Source organism: Amycolatopsis sp. NPDC104863 (assembly GCF_055582965.1).
Map to the genome: position 1 here is coordinate 570415 of NZ_JBVJOW010000002.1, position 23551 is coordinate 593965.

Sequence of the window (23551 nt, forward strand, 5' to 3'; positions counted from 1 at the left end):
GGGGGACGGGCATGGCAGAGGTGGCGGACGTCGCGAGCGGGATCACCGTCAAGTCCGACGACCCGAACACGGTGCTCGGGGTCAACGTCGACAACGCCGTCAAGGCGACGCCGTTCCTCGGCAGCGCGGTCACCGTCGGCAAGGACGCCGTCTCGGTGAAGAAGGCCGTGTTCGCGCCGCAGAAGGACGGCGCGGACATCACGCTGGCGCTGGGCACCATCGCGACCGACACGGCCGGCTTCATCCAGTCGAGCTCGAGCACCATCACCGACATCGCGACCGACCCGCTCGGCTGGCTGGTCGGGCAGGGCCTCAACTTCCTCATCACGGCCGTCCAGCCGATCCAGGACGCGATCCACTTCGTCAGCGGTGACGGCCCGGCGCTGGGCGTCGCGGCGGAGAACTTCGGGGCGATCGCGACCGGGCTGGACCAGCTGGCCCAGAACTTCGCCGACGTGACCGAAGACGCGCTGAAGAACTGGCAGGGTGACGCGGGCAACGCGGCGAAGACGGCGCTGGGCGAGTTCGGCCACGGCATCGAAGGTGTCGCCGGGAAGTCCGGTGACCTCGCGAAGATGCTGCAGCTCAACAGCATGCTGATGAGCTTCGTCGAGGACCTGATCAAGGCGATCCTCACCGAGTTCGTCACCTGGCTGATCCTGTTGTGGGTGCCGGCGCTGGCGGCCGCGGTGCCGACCTGCGGCGCCTCGCTCTCGGCCGCGGCGCCGGTGTCCGAGGTCAAGGCGGCCGAAACCACCGCGAAGACCACGCAGAAGGTGTCGAAGCTGCGTCAGCTCCTGCAGAAGGTGCTCGACTGGCTCAAGAAGCTGCAGGCGAAGCTCGCGGAGACGAAGCTCGGCAAGTCGCTCACGAAGATCGCGCAGGAGAACGAGGGCAAGGACCTCCTCCAGAAAGCCGCCGGGGACAAGGGTTTCATCGGCAAGCGCTGGGCGAAGGCGTTCGAAAACCCGGTCCTCGACGCGGCCGGCAAGGTCGACTACAAGAAGACGATGCTCAAGGCCGGCGCGACCGAAGCCCTGAAGAAGGGCGGCGAAGCGGCAGTCAAGGGGGTGCTCGGGTACAACCCGGCCAACCCCGGCGACAACCCGGCCAAGACGGTGAACGACCACCTCGGCAAGCTCAACAGCCACGTCAAGAACGCGAAGAAGACGAGCGACTACGACGAGACGGGCCGCGACCAGTCAGCCGACGAGACTCGAGAAGACCTGGACTTCTGACGGTGGAGACGCTCTTCACGATCGGCCTGCTCGTCGTGGTGGCCGCGATCGCCGCCGCGATCTGGTGGCGGTCGCACAAGAAGTTCGTCGCGAGCCGCGAGGAGCACTGGTTCAAGGCGTTCGCGGCCGAGCGCGGCGGCACGTTCCACAGCGGCTCCGGCGGCGGCCCGGCGCCGGCGTTCGGCGTGGTGCACCCGACCGGGCGGCCGCTGGCGGACTGGCCGCAGGAGACCTGGGTCGGGTTCCGCGCCGGCGACCGCGCGGCGGTCGCGATCGACGCTCAGGAGTCGTACCGGCACTTCGACGACCACACGTACTTCCGCGACGTCCACGTCACGCAGGTCCAGGTGCCGCCGAGCCCGGAGCTGCGGATCGTGCCCGGCGGGACGGTGTCCATGCCGACCTTGCCGCCGGACTCGCGGCTGGAGGCGGAGGTGGCCCGCTGGCTCGCGGCGAACCCGCGGTTCGCGCGGCGGGACGTCGTCGTCGAGCACGGCGCCGCGCGCACCTGGGGCCAGGGCTGCGCGACCCGGGAGAACGTCCTCGCCGAGGCCGGTTACCTCGCCGAGCTGGCCGACGCCCTGCCCGCGGCGTTGTGGGAGCACTCGCCGCGCTGAAGTCAGCGCCGCCGGGTGGTCAGGTGGGTGAGGCCCGCCGAGAGCGCGAACACCAGGCCGAGGCCGACGATGTACGGCCCGGCCAGCAGGGCGAACCCGGCGCCGATGTTGGCGTCCGGCTGGTCGGACGTCGCCCGGAAGCCGATCGCGCCCACCGACAGCAGGACCGCGCCCACCGTGATCAGCAGGACGGCCACCACCGTGAGGCGCTTCGTGACAGTCGTCATGTCCTCATGGTGCCCGGGGCCGGGCGAATTCGCTGGACAGCGTCCCCAGGATGGGGGCGTGGAGTGGACCATCACCGAAGTGCCCGTCGAGCACCCGGACGCCGTCGCGGTCATGCGCGAGTACATGGACGAAGTCGCGTCTCGGTACTACGGCCGGCCGATCACCGAAGCCGAGCTGACGCGGTACGTGGCCGAGGAGCCCGGCACCGACCTGGCCGCCCCGACCGGGGCGTTCCTGCTCGGCCGCTGGGACGGCGTCCTCGCCGGCTGTGTCGGCACCCGCGTGGTCGCGCCGGGGATCACCGAGCTCACCAAGATGTACGTCAAGCCCGCCCACCGCGGCTCGGGCGCCGCGCCGCGGCTGGTGGCGGCGGCCGAAGCGGCGGCCCGGCGGCTCGGGTCGTCGCTCATGCGGCTCGACACCCGCCACGACCTCGTCGAGGCCCGCACGCTCTACACGAAGACCGGGTACGCCGAGGTCGAGCCCTTCAACAACGGGCAGTTCGCCGAGCACTGGTTCGCGAAAGCGCTCAGCTGAGCCGTCCGGTGCACGCGGCGACGTCGCCGGGCGCGGACTTCTGCGTGGTCACGACCCGGCCGCCGAGGGAGATGCGGCACTCGACCGCGCCGCTCCCCTGCCCGAGCAGCTGCACCGAGCCGGGGGTCGCCCAGCTCAGCTCCTTCCGCCACGGCAGCACGACGTCCAGCTCCTGGTGCACCAGGCCGAGGCCGTTCGAGTCGTAGACGACCGTCGCGGTGCCGGTGCCCGCGAGCTCGTCACCTGCGCGGCGGGACCGAGGACAGCGACGGCTTGCCGACCACCGCGACCGCCGGCGACGACGGCGGGGAACCGTTGTCGCCCAGGATGAAGATGCCCGTGACGACCGCCGCGATCGCGATCACCGCGATGCCGAACCCACCGACGAGAACGGCGGCCCCTCGGGCGAGGGGCCGCCGACGGGTCAGAAGGAGGGCAGGAGCTTGCCCGGCACACCGTTCACCGACTGGATCAGGCCGAGCACCGGCACACCCAGCGGCGCGAACGTCCAGATGTTGTTCAGGCCGCTGGTGTCCGGCTCGTCGACCACCACCACCCCGGGGGTGTCGGCGGCGAGGGCGGGCGCGGCCGCGCCGAACAGGGCGGCGCCGGCGAGGAGGGCGGCACCGGCCGCGCGGACGAGGTTCTTCTTCATGGTTTTCGCCTTCCGGTTCAGGAAACTGCGGTGATGAGGTCGAAGACGGGCGCGAGCAGGTCGACCGGCTGACCGACCGGCCCGAGCACACCGCCGAGGTCGACGCCGGGCACGAGCCAGACCGAGCCGTCGGTCGGGTCGGCACTCGCGACCCCGGCGGCGAGGCCGGTGAACACCGTCGCCGCGGCGAGCGGGAGCAGGACGCGGGCAGCTAGACGTTTCATGCGTTTTCCTTTCCTTCACAGGGTTTCAGCGCAGAACCGACGTGATCGGCACGATGGTTCCGTCGGGCACCCACTGGCCCGCGTAGTCGCGGTCCATCACCATCCCGGTGGCGTGGGGTTCGGTCGGGTACATCGGCATGGCGTTGACCTGGGCGGCGGCGAAGATCTGCACGTCGTGGGCGGCGTCGTCGGCGCCCCGCCAGGTCCGGAAGCCGCCGAGGGTCGGGCTTTCACCGCCGAAGCGGTCGCCGACCGCGACGGCGTACCCGACCGCGGTCGCTTCCCGCGGGTCGAACCGCAGCGGCAGGGACGCGCTCGCCACGGCGTTGACGATCGGCCCGTTCAGCAGCCACGGCGCGAGGTAGAGCCCGTACTGGTGGGTGGGCTCCAGGCGTTGCAGCTCGGCCGCGCGGGTCATCGCCGTGTAGCCGGCGGCCCAGCCGGAGACGACGACGAGCGCGGTGTCGGGCTCGGCGTCCGGCCGCACGGCCAGCCCGGTCCGCGCCGCCGTCTCGCGCACCAGCTTCGCCGCCGCGACGCCGCGCGGGGAGCCGTCCTCGACGAGCGTGAGCGCCGACGGTTTCCGCCCGGCGAGGAACTCGACGAGCTTGACCAGCGCACCGCCGTCCTCCGGGGTCAGCGTGTCGGACGGGCACGACGTCAGCACGTCGGCGCGGCCGGCGACCAGGCCGCCGAGCGCCGCGCCCGCGCACTCCGGCGCGTCGGCGTCGCCGATCGACGGGCCGGGGTTCTCCCCCGCGTCGACCCCGACGACCGTCGTGGTGTCCCCGCGGCGGATTTCGAGGTCACTGCGGCCGGGCGGCAGGTCGACGTCGGCCCAGGTGCCTTCGGCGCCGGGCCGGGCGACGGCCTTGGTGACCAGGCCGCCGCGAACCCCGGCGGAGAGGTCGTCCCCGGCGCTCGCCGGGAAGTGGACGAGGTTGTGCCCCGGCCGTTGCGGGCTGACCAGCACCGGGAACCCCGGCTCGGCGGCCAGCAGCGGCACCCCCGGGACGGGCAGCGGCGGTGGCGCCGGGATCGCGCCCAGCGCGGTCCACGCGAGGAACCCGAGCGCGACCCCGGCCACGCCGAACCGGTACGCGCGGCCCTTGACCAGCCCGGCGAGCACGCTCACCGCGAGCGGCAGGACCACGACGGCGAGGACCGCCAGCCCGAAGAGCGTCGTGTAGAGGCGCCGGTCGAAACCGAGGCCGGACACGCCGAACCGCACCGCACCCGCCAGGACCAGCAGGCCACCGAGGGTGAGGGCCAGCGGGCCCGGCCGGATCGACGACGTCGGGACCGGCCCGTGCAGCGCGAAGCCGAACCACACGGCGGCGCCGGCGACGAACACCGTGTCGATCGCGAATTCGATGCCGGTGCCGCCGAGCGACGTCTCCAGCACGACGAGCGCCAGCAGCGCGGCCGACGTCCAGCGGGTGGCCCGCGGGAAGACCGGCACCGCCACCGCGAGCACGACGTGGATCGCCAGCGCGACGACGTTGATGTCGACCGCGAACGACGACACCACCGCGAGCAGCGCCGACACCCCGCCGAGGACGTACAGCGTGCGCCGTGGCCGCTGCCCCGGCGGGCGCAGCAGGCCGCCGCCGGCGAGGAACGCCGTCGCGAGCAGCAACGCCAGCCGGAGCGCGAGCGCCAGAACGTCCACTGTGGACGAACCGGTCGGCGTGTCGTGGGAGTGCTCCATCAGGGACCTTCCGGGAGAGCGGGCGGGGCCGCGGACGACCCCGCCCGCGGTCGGCTACTTGATGTCCGCGTCCGCGACGACGAACAGCTCGGAGTGCGGCTTGGCGTTGCCGAAGTCCCCGTGCGGCCACGACTTGCGGTTGAAGTTGATGCCGACCTGCCCGGTGAACTCGTCCCGGAAGTTCGAGTCGACCGCGAGCTTCCCGTCCGGCCCGATGTCCAGCAGGTTGACCTTGTGGTCACCGTCCAAACCGGACCGGGCGACGAAGTAGTTCGACACCGCGAGGTGCTGCGGCGTGTCGGTTTCGTGGTAGAAACCGTCACTGCCGAGCGCCCAGTTGTCGTAGGCGCCCCAGTGCGGGCCCGCGCCCGGCGTGCCCGGGTTGATCGGCGCCGCACCGACCACGGTCGGCAGGTCGCCGCCCCCGCCCTGCTGCGCCTTCGCCTTGGTGTCGACCCGGCCCTGGATGTCCTCGACCTTGTCCCCCGCGGCGAGCAGCTTCCGGATGTCGAGGACGTAGACGCCGCCGGTGGTGCCGGGGTCGTCGGCCGAGAGGGTGCCCTTCTGCCGCCCGACGATGGCGCGGTAGAGGTACTTGTCGTCCGGGCTGGTCTGGATCCAGCCGCCGTTGGAGCTGGCGCCGTTGGAGTCGTTGTTCGGGTAGATCGCCTTGTTGGCGGCGCCGTCGTCGAACACCTCGATCCAGTGCGGCTCGGCCGCGGTGATGTCCGGCGTGTAGAACACCGCGCCGCCCTGCATGGTCTGGGCGAAGGCGCCCTTGTGACCCGGCAGGTTCGTCACGGTCGTCTCCATGACCGCGCGGCTCTCGGCGTGCAGCGGGTCGGCCGGATCGGCCCGCGGGCCGTCCTGCAGGTACGACACCGACTTCAGCTTCGGGTGGTTGCGGTCGGCGATGTCCCAGGTCCGCACGGTCGGCCGGCGCAGGTACGGCGACGGCTGCTTCACCGGGTCGAGGATGATGTTGCGCGGCTCGGCGTAGTCGCTGGTGACGAGCGTGTTCAGGTCCTCGCGGGCCTGGATGCCGTGCGGGTTGGCGCACGTCGGCTTGCCCAGCTGCGGCAGGTTGTCGCAGAGCTTCTGGTTGTCACCCTGCGGCGTCGCCGCCGGGGACTCCGAGAGCACCTGCGCGTTCTGTCCGAAGTGGACGACCTCGCCGGGGCTGCCCGCGAAGCCGTTGCCGATCTGCGTGGAGCCGTCGGCGTAGGCGTGCGGGCCGGGGACGACCGGGCCGCCCATGTAGGTGCCGTACGCGGTGCCGTCCTTGAGCACCCAGTACGCGTCGGGGACGCTGCCGCCGAGGGTGTTGGTCGGCAGGCTGACGCCCTTGAGCTTCAGCTGCGGCAGCGCGCTGACGTCGAAGGCGTACGTCGCCGCGGCGAACAGGGCGCCCGCGTAGATCGTGTCGCCCTTGTGCCACACGTACTGCATGTGGTGCGGCTCGTTCTCGACCAGCGGGCCGACGGTCGCCGTGTTGACGACCTTGCCGTACGTCGGCGAACCCTGCGTCGCGTCGATCACGGCGAGGAAGTCGGGGCCGGGCAAGGCGTTCTTGATCTTGTTGAGCCCACCGCCGAGCGTGCCCGGCAGGTTCTTCACGTCCTTGACGAGCGTGTCGGCGATGTTCTCGTCCCCGGCCCAGACCAGCAGCCACTTCTTGGGCGTGCCGCTTTCGGCGCGGGCGAGGTCCTTCGTCACCAGGTGGTTCTGGACCCAGTACTGCTTGCCGTCGGACGCGGTCTTCGCGTCGGTGACGGTCTGGACGTCGGCGTACGCGCCGGTGGCCGAACCGGTGTAGGTGACGGCGCCGACCGCGAGGGCGAGTGCCGCGGCGCCGGTCACCACCTTTCGCCACCGGCCGGGGCGCAACGGGGTAGGTCGCATGGTTCTCCCACTTCTTTGACACGAACGAAAACCGTTGGGGTACAACGGAAAGCTGACGTCAGCAGATCCGGACGGGATATTCGCGCCAAGCGGGCAAAGCGTCCAGTCGTGATCAAAGAATGAGATTCACGCCGATCGGGTCAAATTCCCACCACGTGGGCCGAATTGACGGCTTTCACTGAGCCGGACGAGTGATGGGCCAATCGGAGGCGTCACGGTTGGTCACAATGGCGCAGCCCCGGCGCCTGAACGCCGGGGCTGCTGGTTATGAATTCGTTATGAAGTGCCGGGAACTCCGGTCAGAGTTTGGCGCCGCAATCGGAGCAGAACATCGCGCCGGGCTTGTTGGTCTCACTGCCGCAGCCGCCGCAACTGACCTTCAACGCCAGCGCCGTGCCGCAGGAGGAGCAGAACTTCCCGCCGTCGGCCTTCAGGCCGCAGCCGGGGCAGCTCACCTTGGCGCGGGTGTCGACGTCGAGGCCCGCCGTCCAGTCCTTCTCGCGGGCCTTCTCCCAGATCTGGTCGCGCTGGGCGGCGGCCTGCGCGCGCGAGATCTCCTCCGGGACGCTCGGCGAGCACCGCAGGCACTGGCCGATGTCCTCGTTCCAGCACTGGTCGTGGCACATCCAGTCGCCGCAGCCGCGGCACTGGCGGAAGCTCGGGGTGATCTCCTTGACCGCGGCCGCCAGCGCGCGGTCCTTCGCGGGCGAGTTGGTCGCGCGGTCGTAGCGCCACTGGTCGGCCGAGTTGCTCAGGTCCCGCAGCGTCCCGCCGAAGAACGAGCCGACCGTGCGAAGCACGCTTCGCCCGGTTTCCATGTTGTCGCGCTGGAACGCGGAACGGAAACCGTTCCCGCAGCGTTCGCAGCGGAACTCGAACTGGTACCCCTGCGTGTTGGAGAGGTCCGAGAAGTTGTCCGTGAAGGGCACAGAGTCAGCCACGGCCCATCTTCGCCAGCGCACCGCGGCCTCGGCGACGAGAGATTTGCCGACAACGGCTCGGCTACCGGACGTGACGAGAACCCAGCAGGGCCAACGGAAGCAGCGCCAGCACACCGCCGACGACCACGACGAGCGCGTAACCACCGCCAGCAAACAGTTGCCCCGACCCCAAACCGGCCAAAGCGGACGCGGACCAGACCACCGCGTCGACGGTGCCCTGCAGCCGGCTGCGCGTCTCCGGCGCGAGGTCGCGGCTCAGCTGCGCGCTGCCTCCCACGAACACGAGGTTCCAGCCGTACCCCAGCAGGAACAACGCGACCGGCAGGCCAGAGGTGTGCGCGGTCGGCGCGGCGAGCGCGGTCGCCGTCGACACCGCCAGCACACCGAGGCCCGCGTTGATCGTGACGCGCGGGCCCCAGCGGTCGGCGATCCGGCCGGACAGCGGCGCCAGCGCGAACATGCCGAACAGGTGCGCGCCCAGCACCCAGCCGACGACGTCGAGGCCGTGCCCGTGGTCCTGCAGCTGCAACGGCGTCATCGTCATCACCGCGACCATCGTCAGCTGCGCGGCGACCATCGCGACCAGCGGCCGGACGACCACGTCCGGCCGCACCCGAGCGCGTCCGGCGACCACCGGTTCACGCGGTGGCGGCACATCACGCGGCAGGAGCCACACGGCCAGCGCGGCCCCCGCCGTGGCCAAGACGGCGACCGCGACCGGCCCGGACAGCGACGGCCCGCCGAAGCGCCCGGCGACGTCCGCCGCGGGCGCCATCAGCGCCGGCCCGGCAAGCGCACCGACGGTCCCGGCCCAGACGACGTTCGAGAGCGCACGGCCCCGGCGTTCCTCCGGGTACAGGTCCGCGGCCAGGTAGCGCGACAGCTGCGCGCCACCGTTGCCGACGCCGACCAGCAGGATCCCCAGCAGCAGCGGCAGGATCGACGTCGTCAGCGCGGCCGCGAAAGCGACCAGCGCGCCCACCGCGGCGACGCCGTACCCGACGGCCAGCACCCGGCGGCGGCCGTGGCCGGGCAGCAGCAGCCCGGTGCCGAGCGCACCGGCGGCAGTGCCGAGCACGCCGGCAACGCTCGGCAGCCCGCTCCACCCCGGCCCGCTGCCCGCGGCGACGATCAAGGTGGCCGCGGTGCTCAGGCCGACGGTCGCGGTGTTGAGCAGGGCGACCCCGGTGAACAGCGCCGCCACCGCCCGGGTCCGGCCGGTTGTCATTGTCCCCATGACCAGCAACTTTAGGCAGTTCCGGCGTCCGCTCGAAGGGTCGATCAACGGCATTTCGCTCGCCCGGGCCGCTCTTCGGAAGGAAGATGGGGCCCATGACCTTTCGTTCGGAAAAGCCGCTGGACGACGTCGACTGGCGGCTGCTGGACCTGCTGCAGGCCGACGGGAGGCTCTCGTTCAAGGAGCTGGGCCGGCGCATCAACCTCTCGGCGCCGGCGGTGGCCGAACGGGTGCGGCGGCTCGAGGAGACCGGGGTGATCACCGGCTACCGCGCCCAGGTGGACGCGCGGCGGGCGGGCCAGCCGCTGCAGGCGTTCGTCGAGATGCGGTGCGCGCTGAGCAGCTGCCTGCTCAAGACCTCGAAGTCCGAGGACTACCCCGAGGTGGTGGAGATCCACCGGCTCAGCGGCGACCACTGCACGATGCTCAAGATCCGCGCGGCGTCCCTGGAGCACTTCGAGGGCCTGCTCGAACGCCTCGGGACCCACGGTGAGCTGCGGTCGTCGGTGGTGCTGTCCACGCAGTACGAGGGCCGCCCGGTCGAGCGCCCGTCGAAGGACTACCTCCGGGCGACAACCTCCGAAGGCTGGTCTTGACCGGTTGGCGGCTGCTTGTCCGGTGCCGGGGCTGATAAACGAGAGGGATGCCGATCTTCCGTGCGCTGGCCGTCACCCTCACCACCCTGGCCACCCTCGTCCTTCCCGGCACCGCGCAGGCCGCGCCGCCGGCCGCTCCTGCCGAGTTCGTCGCGCTGTCCGACGTCGCGCCGTCGATCCTGCAGGACATCCGCTACGCCACCCGGCACAACTTCGTCGGCCGGCGGGTCGACGGGTACCTCGAACCCACCTGCATCCTGACCCGGCAGGCCGCCGAAGGCCTGCGGAAGGCGCAGGCCCGGCTGGTCCGGCAGGGGTACACGCTCAAGGTGTACGACTGCTACCGCCCGCAGCGCGCCGTCGACCACTTCGTGCGGTGGGCGAAGGACCTCGACGACGAGAAGATGAAGGCGGAGTTCTACCCGAACGTCGCCAAGGACCGGCTCTTCGAGGACGGGTACATCGCCGAGAAGTCCGGGCACAGCCGCGGCAGCACCATGGACCTGACACTGGTCAAGCTCCCACCGCGGTTCCAGCGGCCGTACTTCCCGGGCGAGCCGCTCAAGCCGTGCTTCGCACCGCGGGGCCAGCGCTTCCCCGACAACACGGTCGACATGGGCACCGGCTACGACTGCTTCGACCCGCTGGCCCACACCGACAACCCGGCGATCACCGGCGTCGCCCGCACGAACCGCGACCTGCTGCGCACTGCCATGGCCGGGTTCCACAACCTGCCCGAGGAGTGGTGGCACTACACCCTGGACAACGAGCCGTTCCCGGACACCTACTTCGACTTCCCGGTCAGCCGTCACAGCGTGCGCTGAAACGCGAAAGCGCCCCCGGTCCACTGTGGACCGGGGGCGCCTTCACGACCGAGACGTCAGCAGTCCGCGGGGATGGCGGGGACGACCGGCGGCGGCGCGTCCCCCTCCGCCGCGTTGATCCGGTACGGGTAGTGGTTCGCCGGCGGGCCGAAGACGTCGATCGACATCGGGTTCTCGTCCGTGACCTGCCACCCCGCCGGCGGCCGGAAGTACAGGTGGTACTCGGGCCCGGGAGCCACGTTCCCGAACTCGAAGTGTCCGGCCGCGTCCGTGGTCCGGGTGCCCGTGACCGGGCAGTGCAGGTCGGACACCAGAACGACCTCGACGCCGGCGAGGCCCTCGGTCACGTCGCCGTTGTCGCCGACGTGACCGATGGTGCCTTCGACGACGGCCTGGCCGCCCGGCACCGCGGCCTGGGCGAGGGCCTCCGCATGGTGGTCGATGTCCACTTCGCTGTACCCGAAGTCGCAGGCGGCGACAACCTTGCCGCGGTCGAGGGAGGCCTGCGGCACTGTCTCGGACACGTCGAAGGTGCGGGTCTCGCCGGCGGCGATCGTCACGCCGCGGTTCCACACGAGGTCACCCCAACCGGGAGCGGTCGCGTTCAGCATGTACCCGTCGCCGATACGGTTGCACGCGGCCACGATGCCGGTCAGCGGGGTCGAGCCCGAGTTGGCCAGCGTCACAGTGAGGTGCGCCGAGTCGCCGGGCTGATAGCTGTCCCGGGTGAACGCCAGCGACGCGGTCAAGGCGCCGTTCAACGGCGGCGCGCCGCGGACGAGCAGGTCCGGGGTGTCCGCACCGATCCGGACGTTCTGCCACGGGATCAGCCAGCCGTCGGCGACCTCGCCGCCGAGGGTGTAGTCCCCGGCCGGGAGGTCGAAGGTGAACTTCCCTTCGCTGTCACTCGTGGCCGTGTAGGTCCGGGTGTCGTGGACGTACCGCAGGCTGAGCGTGGTGCCGGCGAGCGGTTCGCCGCCGTCGAGAGCGCCGTTGCCGTTCCGGTCGGCGTACCAGACCCCCGTCGCGCGGCCGGGCACCCTCGTGACCGGCGCCCGGGAGTCGAACGAACCGACCCCGAACCCGGTCTCGTCGAAAAGGATGCCGCGCAGCGCCGTCGTGGTCTGCTCGGGGTCCCGGACCTGGCCGGACACCGTCAGCTCGACCGACCCGCCGGCCTCGATCGTCAGCCCCGGCCGGCTCTGGAGCGCACCCCAGCCGCCGTAGGGGACGTACAGGTCGATCGGGTCGAAGTCCTGGGAGACCGTGAGCCCGGTCGCCCGGCCGGAGCCGTTGTTCGTCAGCTTGATCGTGGCGCGGATTTCGTCGCCGGTCCCGTAGGACGGCTTGTCGAAGGTGACCGAAACGCCGATCCGGTCCGAAGCCGCCCCTGCCGGAGCGGCGAACACGCCGGTCAACGCCGCCAGCGCGGCGATGAGGACGGCGAGCAGCACCGCAGCTCTTCGCCCGGCGGAACGCAGCACAAATGAAGTGGTCAACGCAGTCTCCCCCTGCTACCCGTGTGAATGCGCCAAAGCCCCCGAGCGGCGCAGAACCCGCTCACTGTAACCAGAGTGCGCAAAAGGAGAACAGGGTCAGCGGCCGATTGACCGGTTCCGGACACGAAACGGGAAAGGCCCCCGCCGGAAACCCGGCAGGGGCCTTTCCTGTCAAAAACCTCGTCAGCGGAAGTCGCGGCCGAAGTCGTAGTCGTCCAGCGGAACCGCGGCACCGGTGCCCGTACCGAACACGTCCGGGGTGTAGTAACCGTCGTCGTAGGACGGGATCGCGTACGCCGCGACCCGGGCCTCTTCCGTCGGCTGCACCTGGATGTTGCGGTACTTGTTGATGCCCGTACCGGCCGGGATCAGCTTACCGATGATCACGTTCTCCTTGAGGCCCACGAGCCGGTCCGAGCGGCCGTTGATGGCCGCGTCGGTCAGGACGCGCGTGGTCTCCTGGAACGACGCCGCCGACAGCCACGAGTCCGTGGTGAGCGACGCCTTCGTGATCCCCATCAGCACCGGACGACCCGAAGCCGGCTCGCCGCCCTCGGCGACCGCGGCCCGGTTCGTCGCCTCGAACTTGGTCCGCTCGGGCAGCTCGCCCGGCAGGAAGTCCGTGGCACCGGAGTCGATGATCGTCACCCGGCGCAGCATCTGCCGGACGATGACCTCGATGTGCTTGTCGTGGATCGACACACCCTGCGCCCGGTACACCTTCTGGACCTCGTCCGTCAGGTGCATCTGCGCCTCGCGCGGCCCCATGACCCGCAGGACCTCGTGCGGGTCCGGCGTGCCCTCGAGCAGCTGCTGACCGACGTTGACGTGGTCACCGTCGCCCAGCGGGCCGTTCGGGGTGTTCGCGAGCCGCTGACGCTTGGACAGCTTGTCGAAGACGATCTCTTCGCCGCCGTCGTCCGGGATCAGCGTGATCTTCCAGAACCGCTCGCTCTCCTCGATGCGCACGCGGCCATCGACGTCGGCGATCGGCGCCTTGCCCTTCGGGACACGAGCCTCGAAGAGCTCCTGCACACGGGGCAGACCGGTCGTGATGTCGTCACCGGCGACACCACCCTGGTGGAACGTACGCATCGTCAGCTGCGTGCCCGGCTCACCGATCGACTGGGCCGCGACGATACCCACGGCCTCGCCGACGTCGACGAGCTGACCGGTCGCCATCGAGCGGCCGTAGCAGGTCGCGCAGATGCCGACCGCCGACTCGCAGGTCAGCACCGAGCGGACCTTGACCTTCGAGATGCCGCTGGAGAGCAGCTTGTCGATGGCCGGGTCGCCGATGTCGTCACCCGCGTTCAGCACGACGTTGCCCTTGGCGTCCACCGCGTCCGTCGCGAGGTTCCGCGCGTACACGGAGGTCTCGACGTGCTGGTCGCGCAGGACCTTGCCGTCGCCGATGTCCTCGCCGATCGGCATCATGATGCCGCGGGTCGTGCCGCAGTCGATCTCGCGGACGATGACGTCCTGCGAGACGTCCACCAGACGCCGGGTCAGGTAACCCGAGTCCGCGGTCCGCAGCGCCGTGTCCGCCAGGCCCTTACGAGCACCGTGCGTCGCGATGAAGTACTCCGCCACCGACAGGCCTTCACGGAAGTTGGCCTTGATCGGACGCGGGATGTACTCACCCTTCGGGTTCGACACCAGGCCACGCATGCCGGCCAGCGACCGGACCTGCGTCATGTTGCCCGCCGCGCCCGACTTCACGATCATGGCGATCGGGTTGTCGTCCGGCAGCGCCGTCTCCATGATCTTGTGGACCTCTTCGGTGGCCTGCGTCCACACCTTGACGAGCTCGTTGTTGCGCTCGGTGTGCGACAGCTGACCACGCTGGTAGCGCTTCTCCACCTGGGAGGCCTTGCCCTCGTACTCGTCGAGGATGGCGGCCTTGCCCACCGGGGTGAGCACGTCCGAGATGGCGACGGTGACACCCGAGCGGGTCGCCCAGTAGAACCCGGCGTCCTTCAGGCGGTCGAGCGTCTGCGCGACCTGCGTCATCGAGTACCGCTCGGCGAGGTCGTTCACGATCGCCGCCTGCCGCTTCTTCGGCATCGGCTCGTTGATGAACGGGTAGTCCGCCGGCAGCAGCTCGTTGAACAGCACGCGGCCCAGGGTCGTCTCGGCCAGCCAGGTCTTGCCCGGCTCCCAGCCCTTCTCCGCGAGCGCCGCTTCGTCGGCCTTCGCCGGCTGACGGTCGGAGACGCGGATCTTGATCGGGGCGTGCAGGCCCAGCGCCTTGCGGTCGAAGGCCATGATGGCCTCGGCCGGCGACGAGTACGCGTTGCCCGCGCCCTCGGCCTTCTCGTTGAGGCGGGTCAGGTGGAACAGACCCGTCACCATGTCCAGCCGCGGCATGGCGAGCGGACGGCCCGACGCCGGCGACAGGATGTTGTTCGCCGACAGCATCAGGATCCGGGCCTCGGCCTGCGCCTCGGCCGACAGCGGCAGGTGCACCGCCATCTGGTCACCGTCGAAGTCCGCGTTGAACGCCTCGCAGACCAGCGGGTGCAGCTGGATGGCCTTGCCCTCGACCAGCTGCGGCTCGAAGGCCTGGATGCCGAGGCGGTGCAGGGTCGGCGCGCGGTTCAGCATCACCGGGTGACCGGTGATGACCTCTTCCAGCACGTCCCACACCTGCGGCCGCGAGCGCTCCACCATCCGCTTGGCGGACTTGATGTTCTGCGCGTGGTTCAGGTCGACCAGCCGCTTCATGACGAACGGCTTGAACAGCTCGAGCGCCATGTCCTTCGGCAGACCGCACTGGTGCAGCTTCAGCTGCGGGCCGACGATGATGACCGAACGGCCCGAGTAGTCGACGCGCTTGCCGAGCAGGTTCTGGCGGAACCGGCCCTGCTTGCCCTTGAGCAGGTCGGACAGCGACTTCAGCGGCCGGTTGCCCGGGCCGGTGACCGGACGCCCGCGGCGGCCGTTGTCGAACAGCGCGTCGACGGCCTCCTGCAGCATCCGCTTCTCGTTGTTGACGATGATCTCGGGCGCGCCGAGGTCGATCAGCCGCTTGAGGCGGTTGTTGCGGTTGATCACGCGGCGGTACAGGTCGTTCAGGTCGGAGGTCGCGAAGCGGCCACCGTCCAGCTGCACCATCGGACGCAGGTCCGGCGGGATCACCGGGACGGCGTCGAGCACCATGCCGCGCGGGTCGTTGCCGGTGGCCTGGAACGCGGCGACGACCTTGAGCCGCTTCAGCGCGCGGAGCTTCTTCTGCCCCTTGCCGTTGCGGATGGTGTCGCGCAGGTTGTCGGCCTCGGCGCTGACGTCGAACTCGGTGGCCAGCTTCTGGATGGCCTCCGCGCCCATGCCGCCGGTGAAGTACTCGCCGTAGCGGTCGACGAGCTCGCGGTAGAGCAGCTCGTCGGCGATCAGCTGACGGGTGTCGAGCTTCGTGAAGGTCGTCCAGACCTCCTCGAGGCGGTCCAGCTCGCGACCGGCGCGGTCACGCAGCTGGCGCATCTCGCGCTCGCCGCCCTCCTTGACCTTGCGGCGGACGTCGGACTTGGCGCCCTCCGCCTCCAGCTCGGCCAGGTCGGCTTCCAGCTTCTGCGCGCGGGTCTCGATGTCCGCGTCGCGCTTGGTCTCGAGGTTCTTGCGCTCGACGCCGATCTCGTTCTCGAGGGTCGGCAGGTCGTTGTGGCGCAGCTCCGTGTTCACGCCCGTGATGACGTAAGCAGCGAAGTAGATGATCTTCTCGAGGTCCTTCGGCGCCAGGTCCAGCAGGTAGCCCAGGCGGGAGGGAACACCCTTGAAGTACCAGATGTGGGTGACCGGAGCGGCCAGCTCGATGTGGCCCATCCGCTCGCGGCGCACCTTGGCGCGGGTCACCTCGACGCCGCAGCGCTCACAGATGATGCCCTTGAAGCGGACGCGCTTGTACTTGCCGCAGTAGCACTCCCAGTCCCGGGTCGGACCGAAGATCTTCTCGCAGAAGAGGCCGTCCTTCTCGGGCTTGAGCGTCCGGTAGTTGATGGTCTCCGGCTTCTTGACCTCGCCGAAGGACCACTGACGGATGTCGTCAGCAGTGGCGAGACCAATGCGGAGCTCATCGAAAAAGTTGACGTCCAGCACGTCTAGATCCCCTTGGGGTTGTTTCGGCTAGAGAGGGGGCGGGCGAGCTGGGCCCCGCGGGAGGTGGGGCCCAGCTCAGCTCGCGATCAGTGCACGACGTCGTCCACCGAGGGCGACTCGTTGCGGGACAGGTTGATGCCGAGGTTCGCCGCGGCGCGCTCGAGGTCCTCGTCGTCGGAGTCGCGCATCTCGATCGCCGCGCCGTCGCTGGAGAGCACCTCGACGTTGAGGCACAGCGACTGGAGCTCCTTGAGGAGCACCTTGAACGACTCCGGGATGCCCGGCTCGGGGATGTTCTCCCCCTTGACGATGGCCTCGTACACCTTGACGCGGCCGACCACGTCGTCCGACTTGATCGTCAGCAGCTCCTGCAGCGTGTAGGCAGCGCCGTACGCCTGCATCGCCCAGCACTCCATCTCACCGAAGCGCTGGCCACCGAACTGCGCCTTACCACCCAGCGGCTGCTGCGTGATCATCGAGTACGGGCCGGTGGAGCGGGCGTGGATCTTGTCGTCGACCAGGTGGTGCAGCTTCAGGATGTACATGTAGCCGACCGCGACCGGGTACGGGTACGGCTCGCCGGAACGGCCGTCCAGCAGAGTCGCCTTGCCGTTCTCCTTGACCATGCGCTCGCCGTCGCGGTTCGGCTTGGTCGCCCCGAGCAGCCCGGTGAGCTCCTCCTCCTTCGCGCCGTCGAACACCGGGGTCGCGGTGTTCGTGTTCGGCGCGACGTCGTAGAGCTCCTCGTTGAGGTTCTTCGCCCAGTCGGGCTCGCCCTCGATCGTCCAGCCCTGCGAGGCCAGCCAGCCCAGGTGCAGCTCGAGGATCTGGCCGATGTTCATCCGTCGCGGCACACCGTGGGTGTTCAGGATGATGTCGACCGGGGTGCCGTCCTCCATGAACGGCATGTCCTCGACCGGCAGGATCTTGCCGATGACACCCTTGTTGCCGTGCCGGCCGGCGAGCTTGTCGCCCGGCTGGATCTTGCGCTTCTGGGCCACGTAGACGCGGACCAGCTCGTTGACGCCCGGGGGCAGCTCGTCGTCGTCCTCGCGCGAGAACACGCGGATGCCGATGACCTTGCCGGTCTCGCCGTGCGGCACCTTCAGCGAGGTGTCGCGGACTTCGCGGGCCTTCTCGCCGAAGATCGCGCGCAGCAGGCGCTCTTCCGGCGTCAGCTCGGTCTCGCCCTTCGGCGTGACCTTGCCGACCAGGATGTCGCCGTCGCGGACCTCGGCGCCGATGCGGATGATGCCGCGCTCGTCGAGGTCGGCCAGGACCTCCTCGGAGACGTTCGGGATGTCCCGGGTGATCTCCTCGGCGCCCAGCTTCGTGTCGCGGGCGTCGATCTCGTGCTCCTCGATGTGGATCGACGTCAAGACGTCGTCCTGCACCAGGCGCTCCGAGAGGATGATCGCGTCCTCGTAGTTGTGGCCCTCCCACGGCATGACCGCGACGAGCAGGTTCTTGCCGAGCGCCATCTCACCGTTTTCGGTGGACGGGCCGTCGGCGATGACCTGACCCTGCTCGACCCGGTCGCCCTCGTTGACGATCGGGCGGTGGTTGAAGCAGGTGCCGTGGTTCGAGCGGCGGAACTTGTACAGTCCGTAGCTCTTCCGCGTGCCGTCGTCGTGCATGATCGTGATCAGGTCGGCCGAGAGCTCCTCGACGATGCCGGCCTGCTCGGCGACGAGCACGTCACCGGCGTCGACCGCGGCGCGCAGCTCCACACCCGTGCCCACGTACGGGGCCTGGTTGCGCAGCAGCGGCACGGCCTGGCGCTGCATGTTCGCACCCATCAGGGCGCGGTTCGCGTCGTCGTGCTCGAGGAACGGGATCATCGCCGTCGCGACCGAGACCATCTGCCGCGGCGAGACGTCCATGTAGTCGATGTCGAGCGGGTCGATCAGCTCGACCTCGCCACCCTTGCGGCGGGCCATGACCCGGTCTTCGACGAAGGTGCCGTCGTCCGAGATCGGCGCGTTGGCCTGGGCCTTGACGTACCGGTCCTCTTCGTCCGCGGTCAGGTAGTCGACCTGGTCGGTGACCCGGCCCTCGACGACCTTGCGGTACGGCGTCTCGATGAAGCCGAACGGGTTGACCCGCGCGTAGGAGCAGAGCGAGCCGATCAGGCCGATGTTCGGGCCTTCCGGCGTCTCGATCGGGCACATCCGGCCGTAGTGCGACGGGTGGACGTCCCGGACCTCCATGCCGGCGCGCTCACGGGACAGACCACCCGGGCCGAGGGCGGAAAGACGACGCTTGTGCGTCAGGCCCGACAGCGGGTTGTTCTGGTCCATGAACTGCGACAGCTGCGAGGTGCCGAAGAACTCCTTGATCGCCGCGCCGATCGGGCGGATGTTGATCAGGGTCTGCGGCGTGATCGCCTCGACGTCCTGCGTGGTCATGCGCTCGCGCACGACCCGCTCGGTGCGGGAGAGGCCGACCCGGATCTGGTTCTGGATCAGCTCGCCGACCGTGCGCAGGCGCCGGTTGCCGAAGTGGTCGATGTCGTCGGTCTCGACCGGGATCTCGGTGCCGTTCTGCGCGTCGAGCTTGTCCTCGCCGGCGTGCAGCCGGACCAGGTACTCGATCGTCGTGACGATGTCCTCTTCGGTCAGCGTCCCGGTGTCGTACGGCGTGTCGAGGCCCAGCTTCTTGTTGACCTTGTACCGGCCGACCTTGGCCAGGTCGTAGCGCTTCGCCTTGAAGAACAGGTTCTCCAGCAGGGTCTGCGCGCTCTCCTTCGTGGGCGGCTCGCCCGGGCGCAGCTTGCGGTAGATGTCGAGCAGCGCCTCGTCGGTGCCCGCGGTGTGGTCCTTCTCGAGGGTCGCCAGCAGCGTCTCCGAGAAGGAGAAGCGCTCGCGGATCGCCTCGGTGGTCCAGCCGAGCGCCTTCAGCAGCACGGTGACCGGCTGGCGGCGCTTGCGGTCGATGCGGACGCCGACGGTGTCGCGCTTGTCGACGTCGAACTCGAGCCACGCGCCGCGGCTCGGGATCACGCGGACGCTGAAGACGTCCTTGTCGGTCGTCTTGTCGACGTCCTTCGAGTAGTAGACGCCCGGCGAGCGGACCAGCTGGGACACGACGACACGCTCGGTGCCGTTGATGATGAACGTGCCCTTGTCGGTCATGACCGGGAAGTCGCCCAGGAAGACCGTCTGGCTCTTGATCTCGCCCGTGTTGTTGTTGACGAACTCCGCCGTGACGAACAGCGGGGCCGCGTACGTCATGTCCTTGTCCTTGCACTCCTCGATCGAGGCCTTGACCTCGTCGAAGCGCGGGGCGGAGAAGGACAGGGACATCGAGCCGGAGAAGTCCTCGATCGGGGAGATCTCGTTCAGGACCTCTTCGAGGCCGCCGACCGGGTTTTCTTCACCTTCTTCGACACGGCGTTCGAACCACGCTTCGTCCCCGGTGAACCACTGGAACGACTGGATCTGGACGTCGAGCAGGTTGGGGGTGCTGAGCGGTTCGCGAATCTTTGCGAAGGAAACCCGCTTGGGCGCGCCGGGGATTCCCGTGGACTCCGAGCGAGATTCAGCCGAGGTGGTCGCAGCAGTGGCCTGGTTCGCGGGAGAGACTGCCAAGATGCGTCCTTCCGGGGACAATGAGCGGTGACGGCCGCCATAGCAACAGCTATCAGCGACTGTCAAGGGTGCCGTGTGCCCACTATCCTAACTACCGGCTCCGGGCAGCCTGAAAGAGGGCAGCGCAAAGAGGCAGTCTAGCCCGAACGGCGCGGTCTGTCCAGGGGGCGCTCCAGATGGGGCCCAGCCTGCATCGCGACGTCTTCAGGTATGCCTCCAGGCGACCCGGTTTTCCCTCCCGCAAGGGCTGCCGGTTTCGCCGTCGGGAGTAAGCGTGAACCCACCGGGCGCGAGAGTCAAGATGCCACACGGGGGTCGGCCCGGTTGGCGCAGCGTGGAAGAGGGTCAGCGGAGCGTGAGCGGCCGAATATACTTCCAGCTACCGGCCGGTAGCGCCAGTAGTAGGGCTTGGACCTGGGGGTTTCTTTGGTGTTGATCTTGATGGAGGTGTGTGCCAGCCCACTTCTTCCGGCACCGGTTTCGCCCGGCGGTGGGGTGTGGTGGCGGTTTGGGTAAGCGGGTTTCGGGGGGCGCGGGGTGTGTCACATCTGCACCGGGCGTCGCATGTGTCCCGGGCCGGTGAGTGCGGGTTGGGGTCGCGAGGTCGCGTCGCGGACGGCGGCGGGTTCGGCCGGGCGGGAGCCGCGGCAGCAGCGGCTCGCCGGTCGATGAGCGCGGCTCGAAGCCTCATGGACGGGCCGCGGACCGCCAGCGCGCTCGGCGGGCCGGAGCCATCTCCAGACGCGGGTTCGCTGGGCCGATGAGTGCGACCTCGCGGCCGCGAGGTCGGGTCGCCGACCGGCGGTGGGCTCGGCCGGGCTGAAGCCGCGGCGGCAGCGCTCGGGACGCAGGCTCGCCGGTCGATGAGCGCGGCTCGGCTCCGCGAGGTTGGGTCGCGGACGGCGGTGGGCTCGGCAGGGCCGGAGCCTCGGCGGCAGCGGCTCGGGACGCGGGCTCGCCGGTCGACGAGCGCTGCTCGGACCCAGCCGGCCGGAACCACCTCCGAGCGCCTGCTCGCCGGTCGATGAGCCCACCGGACCAGCCCTGGGCGCGGCAGCGGCACCCGCCGGCCGGGTCGCGGTCAGCCGGAGCTAAGCGACCCTGGCGGCTCGGGACCCGCCCGCCGGCCAACAGCCGCCTCAGGAGGCTCTACAGCCACTCCGGCAGCGGCTCGGTCGCCGCCAGCCAGTCTTCCGGGGCCGTCTCCCCTCCCGCCGCCAGAACGCCACCCACGATCGCTCCGACCGTGTCCACGTCGTCGGCCAGCCGGGCCGCCGTCCACAGCGCGTCCACGTACCCGAACCGCGCCGCCGTCCACAGCGCCAGCGGCACCGTGTCATGCGCCGCCGTCTCGCGGCCCGTTCCGAGCGTCGCCGCTGCCTCGCGAGGGTCGTCGATCGCCAACGCCGCCGTCAGGCCGTCGCGGACCCGGCCGGGCGGGACCAGCGGAATCACCCCGTTCAGCAAATCCGCGCCCGCCAGCCCGGGTGACGCCGCCCGCAGCGCAGCCGCCGCCGCGACCGCCACCGCTCCCGCGATTCCCTCGAAGTGCGAGTGCGTCACCGCCGCCGACAGCTCGGCCTCGCGCAACACCTCCGGCAGGTTCTCCGCGAACCACGCTCCCAACGGCGCGACCCGCATCGCGGCGCCGTTGCCCCACGACCCGCGGCCGTCGTCGGCGACCTCCTGCCAGTGCTGGCCACGCCGGATGCGGCTCAGCCGGCCCTCGGCGCCCGGGCCGTAGCCGCGGGCCGAGTCGAGGTGCTCGGCGAACGAAGCCGCCAGTGCGTCCTGGTCGACGCGGCCGTGACGCTCCAGGACCGCGACGATCGAGCAGGCCATCTCCGTGTCGTCGGTCCAGCGCCACGGTGCGATCGGCAGCCTTCGATCCAGCACGTCCGGGTGGTCGCCCGGCAGGAGGATCTGCGCGCCGAACGCGTCGCCGACCGCGAGGCCGGTCAGGCTGGCGTACGCCGCCTCGGTTCCCATCCGGCCACGGTAGCTACTTCGTCGGCGAAGGCGGCGCCGACGACGCCGGCGCCTGGGCCGCCGGGACCTTCGGCGCGTTGTACGTGTCCATGTCGGTGATCTTCCACTTGTCGCCCTGGAGCTGGGCGTTCAGGTGGAGCTGGGCGGTGCCCGCGGTCGTCTTCTTCGTGTCCGTGCGGGTCGAGGTCTGGTCGACGAAGACCATCACCTTCGCCAGGTCGTCGTTGAGCATGATCACGGCGGCCCGGGTGACCTTGCAGGTCACGATCATCTTCTGCCCCGGCGCGAGCCGCTTCACCTCGCCCATCAGCGAGTTGTACTTGTTCTTGACGTCGTCGTTGGCGAGCAGGTCGTTCGCCGCGTCCTCGGTCTTCTTGATGTTGTTGAAGTCGTAGGAGAACAGCGCCTCGGCCGCCTTCGACACGGCGTCCTTGACCTGCGCGGTCTTCGCGACGTCCAGCAGCGCCGTGTTGCTCGTCGCCGTGGACACCTTGACCTCTTCGGTCCGGAACCAGAACGCCAGCCCGCCCAGGAGCAGCGCCACGACCACCAGCGCGGTCGCGATCAGGTACGGCCTCGGCGAAGGCAGGCCCGCCGCCGGGACGGGCTTCTCCTTCGAAGCGGCCTCGGCTTCGGAGACGTCGGACGGCTTCGCGATGCCGGTGTCCCGCCGCTTCCGCCGCGGCGCCGGCTGGGCCGGAGCTTCCTCGGCTTCGCCGGTGAGGGCGTCGACCTCGACCGGCTCTTCGGTGTCGACTGCGGCGAACACCGCGGTGTCCTCGGCGGGCGCCGTGTCGAGCTGCCCGCTCGTGGCCTCGAACGACTCCGGCTTGGCGGCCGGGCGCGGCACCGGACGCGGGGCGGGCCGGGGCCGCGGCTTGCGCGCCCCTTCGGGCGGCACCGCGGGGAGCTGGCCGGTGCGCTCGGCGGGCGACTCGTCCGTCGAGGGCTTGCGCAGCCCGGCCACGCGGGGCCGGCGCGGCGGGGTGCTGCTGCTGCGAGGCGGCTGGCGGCGAGAGGGGGGCACTACGAGCTCCTTCTGCGTGACGCTCTACTGGCCGGCCGCGACGAGCGGGACGCTGTCGATGCCGGACAGCTTCCAGTCGTCGCCGACGCGGGTCATCGACACCTCGAGGCGCAGCGGCTTCGCGCTGCTCTTGTCGCCCTGGGTGACGGTCGTGGCGATCGCGGCGAGGAAGCTGGCCTTGCCTTCGTGGTCGTCCAGCTCCTCGACGGCGATGTCCTGGACGTCGGTGGTGACCTTCGTCTTGGCGTCGGAGAGCGCCTTGCGGAACGTCGGCGCCGACTGGTCGATCTGCTGCGACATCTTGTCGTCGGACACCGACTTCTGCCGGGCGAAGAAGCCGTCGAGGTCGGTGTAGTCGACCTCCGTGTAGGCCTTCAGCGCGCTGGTGCCCGCCTTGACGACGGCTTCGCGCGACGCGGCCAGGCCGGCGTTGTCGTCGTTCGCCGCCGCCCACCACATGATCCCGAAGATCGCCGCGGCGATCAGGGCGGCCAGCGCCAGCGCGGCCGCGCCGAAGACCAGGATCCGCGAGGACGACTCGTTCGCCGGCTTCGCGGCGGTGGCCCCGGACGCCTCTTCGGGCTCCGCCACCGCGACCGCGGCCTGCTCGTCCGTACTCATGACACTCCAGGGTAGGTAAC

Annotated in this window: 20 protein-coding genes; 5 read left to right on the forward strand and 15 right to left on the reverse strand. The window is 70.2% G+C overall.

Annotation, left to right across the window (positions count from 1 at the left end; genetic code table 11):
• The first annotated feature begins 11 nt into the window (after positions 1–11).
• The gene (locus tag ACZ63J_RS12165; protein WP_465403678.1) at positions 12–1238 is read left to right on the forward strand and encodes a hypothetical protein; all 1227 of its coding nucleotides are present in this window, start codon (positions 12–14) and stop codon (positions 1236–1238) included.
• Between the two features lie 2 nt (positions 1239–1240).
• Positions 1241–1855, forward strand: a complete 615-nt coding sequence (locus ACZ63J_RS12170) for a hypothetical protein (RefSeq protein ID WP_465403676.1) — start codon at positions 1241–1243, stop codon at positions 1853–1855.
• A gap of 2 nt (positions 1856–1857) precedes the next feature.
• Here the strand turns inward: ACZ63J_RS12170 and ACZ63J_RS12175 are convergent, their stop codons facing one another.
• The gene (locus ACZ63J_RS12175) at positions 1858–2082 is read right to left on the reverse strand and encodes a hypothetical protein (protein WP_465308650.1); all 225 of its coding nucleotides are present in this window, start codon (positions 2080–2082) and stop codon (positions 1858–1860) included.
• Between the two features lie 58 nt (positions 2083–2140).
• On the opposite strand from ACZ63J_RS12175, the gene ACZ63J_RS12180 reads away from it, so the two are divergent.
• Positions 2141–2620, forward strand: a complete 480-nt coding sequence (locus tag ACZ63J_RS12180; RefSeq protein ID WP_465403675.1) for a GNAT family N-acetyltransferase — start codon at positions 2141–2143, stop codon at positions 2618–2620.
• Here ACZ63J_RS12180 and ACZ63J_RS12185 read toward each other — a convergent pair.
• The 8 genes from ACZ63J_RS12185 to ACZ63J_RS12220 form a co-directional block, all read right to left on the reverse strand.
• Entirely contained in the window at positions 2613–2801 is a 189-nt protein-coding gene (locus ACZ63J_RS12185; protein WP_465403673.1) for a hypothetical protein, read from the reverse strand. The genes ACZ63J_RS12180 and ACZ63J_RS12185 overlap by 8 nt on opposite strands.
• Before the next feature lie 58 nt (positions 2802–2859).
• Positions 2860–2985, reverse strand: coding sequence for a hypothetical protein (locus ACZ63J_RS12190; protein ID WP_465403671.1), 126 nt, complete (start codon positions 2983–2985; stop codon positions 2860–2862).
• A gap of 59 nt (positions 2986–3044) precedes the next feature.
• Positions 3045–3275: a hypothetical protein gene (locus tag ACZ63J_RS12195; RefSeq protein WP_465403669.1), complete on the reverse strand. Its 231-nt coding sequence runs from the start codon at positions 3273–3275 to the stop codon at positions 3045–3047.
• 17 nt (positions 3276–3292) lie between these two features.
• A complete protein-coding gene (locus ACZ63J_RS12200; protein WP_465403667.1) occupies positions 3293–3499 on the reverse strand; it encodes a hypothetical protein in 207 nt (68 codons plus the stop codon).
• 25 nt (positions 3500–3524) lie between these two features.
• On the reverse strand, positions 3525–5210 hold the full coding sequence (locus ACZ63J_RS12205; RefSeq protein WP_465403665.1) for a hypothetical protein: 1686 nt from the start codon (positions 5208–5210) through the stop codon (positions 3525–3527).
• 54 nt (positions 5211–5264) lie between these two features.
• Positions 5265–7112 carry a hypothetical protein gene (locus ACZ63J_RS12210; protein ID WP_465403663.1) on the reverse strand — a complete coding sequence of 616 codons (1848 nt, stop codon included), beginning with the start codon at positions 7110–7112 and terminating at the stop codon, positions 5265–5267.
• A 299-nt stretch (positions 7113–7411) separates the two neighbouring features.
• On the reverse strand, positions 7412–8053 hold the full coding sequence (locus ACZ63J_RS12215; protein ID WP_465403661.1) for a zinc ribbon domain-containing protein: 642 nt from the start codon (positions 8051–8053) through the stop codon (positions 7412–7414).
• 61 nt (positions 8054–8114) lie between these two features.
• Complete coding sequence (locus ACZ63J_RS12220; RefSeq protein ID WP_465403659.1) at positions 8115–9290, reverse strand: MFS transporter; 1176 nt, start codon at positions 9288–9290, stop codon at positions 8115–8117.
• A 95-nt stretch (positions 9291–9385) separates the two neighbouring features.
• Between ACZ63J_RS12220 and ACZ63J_RS12225 the strand changes: the two genes are divergently transcribed.
• Entirely contained in the window at positions 9386–9886 is a 501-nt protein-coding gene (locus tag ACZ63J_RS12225; protein WP_465403657.1) for an Lrp/AsnC family transcriptional regulator, read from the forward strand.
• A gap of 47 nt (positions 9887–9933) precedes the next feature.
• A complete protein-coding gene (locus tag ACZ63J_RS12230; protein ID WP_465403655.1) occupies positions 9934–10710 on the forward strand; it encodes a M15 family metallopeptidase in 777 nt (258 codons plus the stop codon).
• 56 nt (positions 10711–10766) lie between these two features.
• Here ACZ63J_RS12230 and ACZ63J_RS12235 read toward each other — a convergent pair whose 3' ends face one another.
• From ACZ63J_RS12235 to ACZ63J_RS12260, 6 genes are all read right to left on the reverse strand, one after another.
• Positions 10767–12209, reverse strand: coding sequence for an SdrD B-like domain-containing protein (locus tag ACZ63J_RS12235; RefSeq protein ID WP_465403653.1), 1443 nt, complete (start codon positions 12207–12209; stop codon positions 10767–10769).
• A gap of 183 nt (positions 12210–12392) precedes the next feature.
• Entirely contained in the window at positions 12393–16304 is a 3912-nt protein-coding gene (locus tag ACZ63J_RS12240; RefSeq protein ID WP_465403651.1) for a DNA-directed RNA polymerase subunit beta', read from the reverse strand.
• An 86-nt stretch (positions 16305–16390) separates the two neighbouring features.
• Positions 16391–19894, reverse strand: coding sequence for a DNA-directed RNA polymerase subunit beta (gene rpoB / locus ACZ63J_RS12245; protein ID WP_465403649.1), 3504 nt, complete (start codon positions 19892–19894; stop codon positions 16391–16393).
• A gap of 1149 nt (positions 19895–21043) precedes the next feature.
• Complete coding sequence (locus tag ACZ63J_RS12250) at positions 21044–21883, reverse strand: ADP-ribosylglycohydrolase family protein (RefSeq protein ID WP_465403647.1); 840 nt, start codon at positions 21881–21883, stop codon at positions 21044–21046.
• 13 nt (positions 21884–21896) lie between these two features.
• A complete protein-coding gene (locus ACZ63J_RS12255; protein ID WP_465403698.1) occupies positions 21897–22850 on the reverse strand; it encodes a hypothetical protein in 954 nt (317 codons plus the stop codon).
• A gap of 84 nt (positions 22851–22934) precedes the next feature.
• The gene (locus ACZ63J_RS12260; protein WP_465403645.1) at positions 22935–23531 is read right to left on the reverse strand and encodes a hypothetical protein; all 597 of its coding nucleotides are present in this window, start codon (positions 23529–23531) and stop codon (positions 22935–22937) included.
• Between the last annotated feature and the right edge of the window lie 20 nt (positions 23532–23551).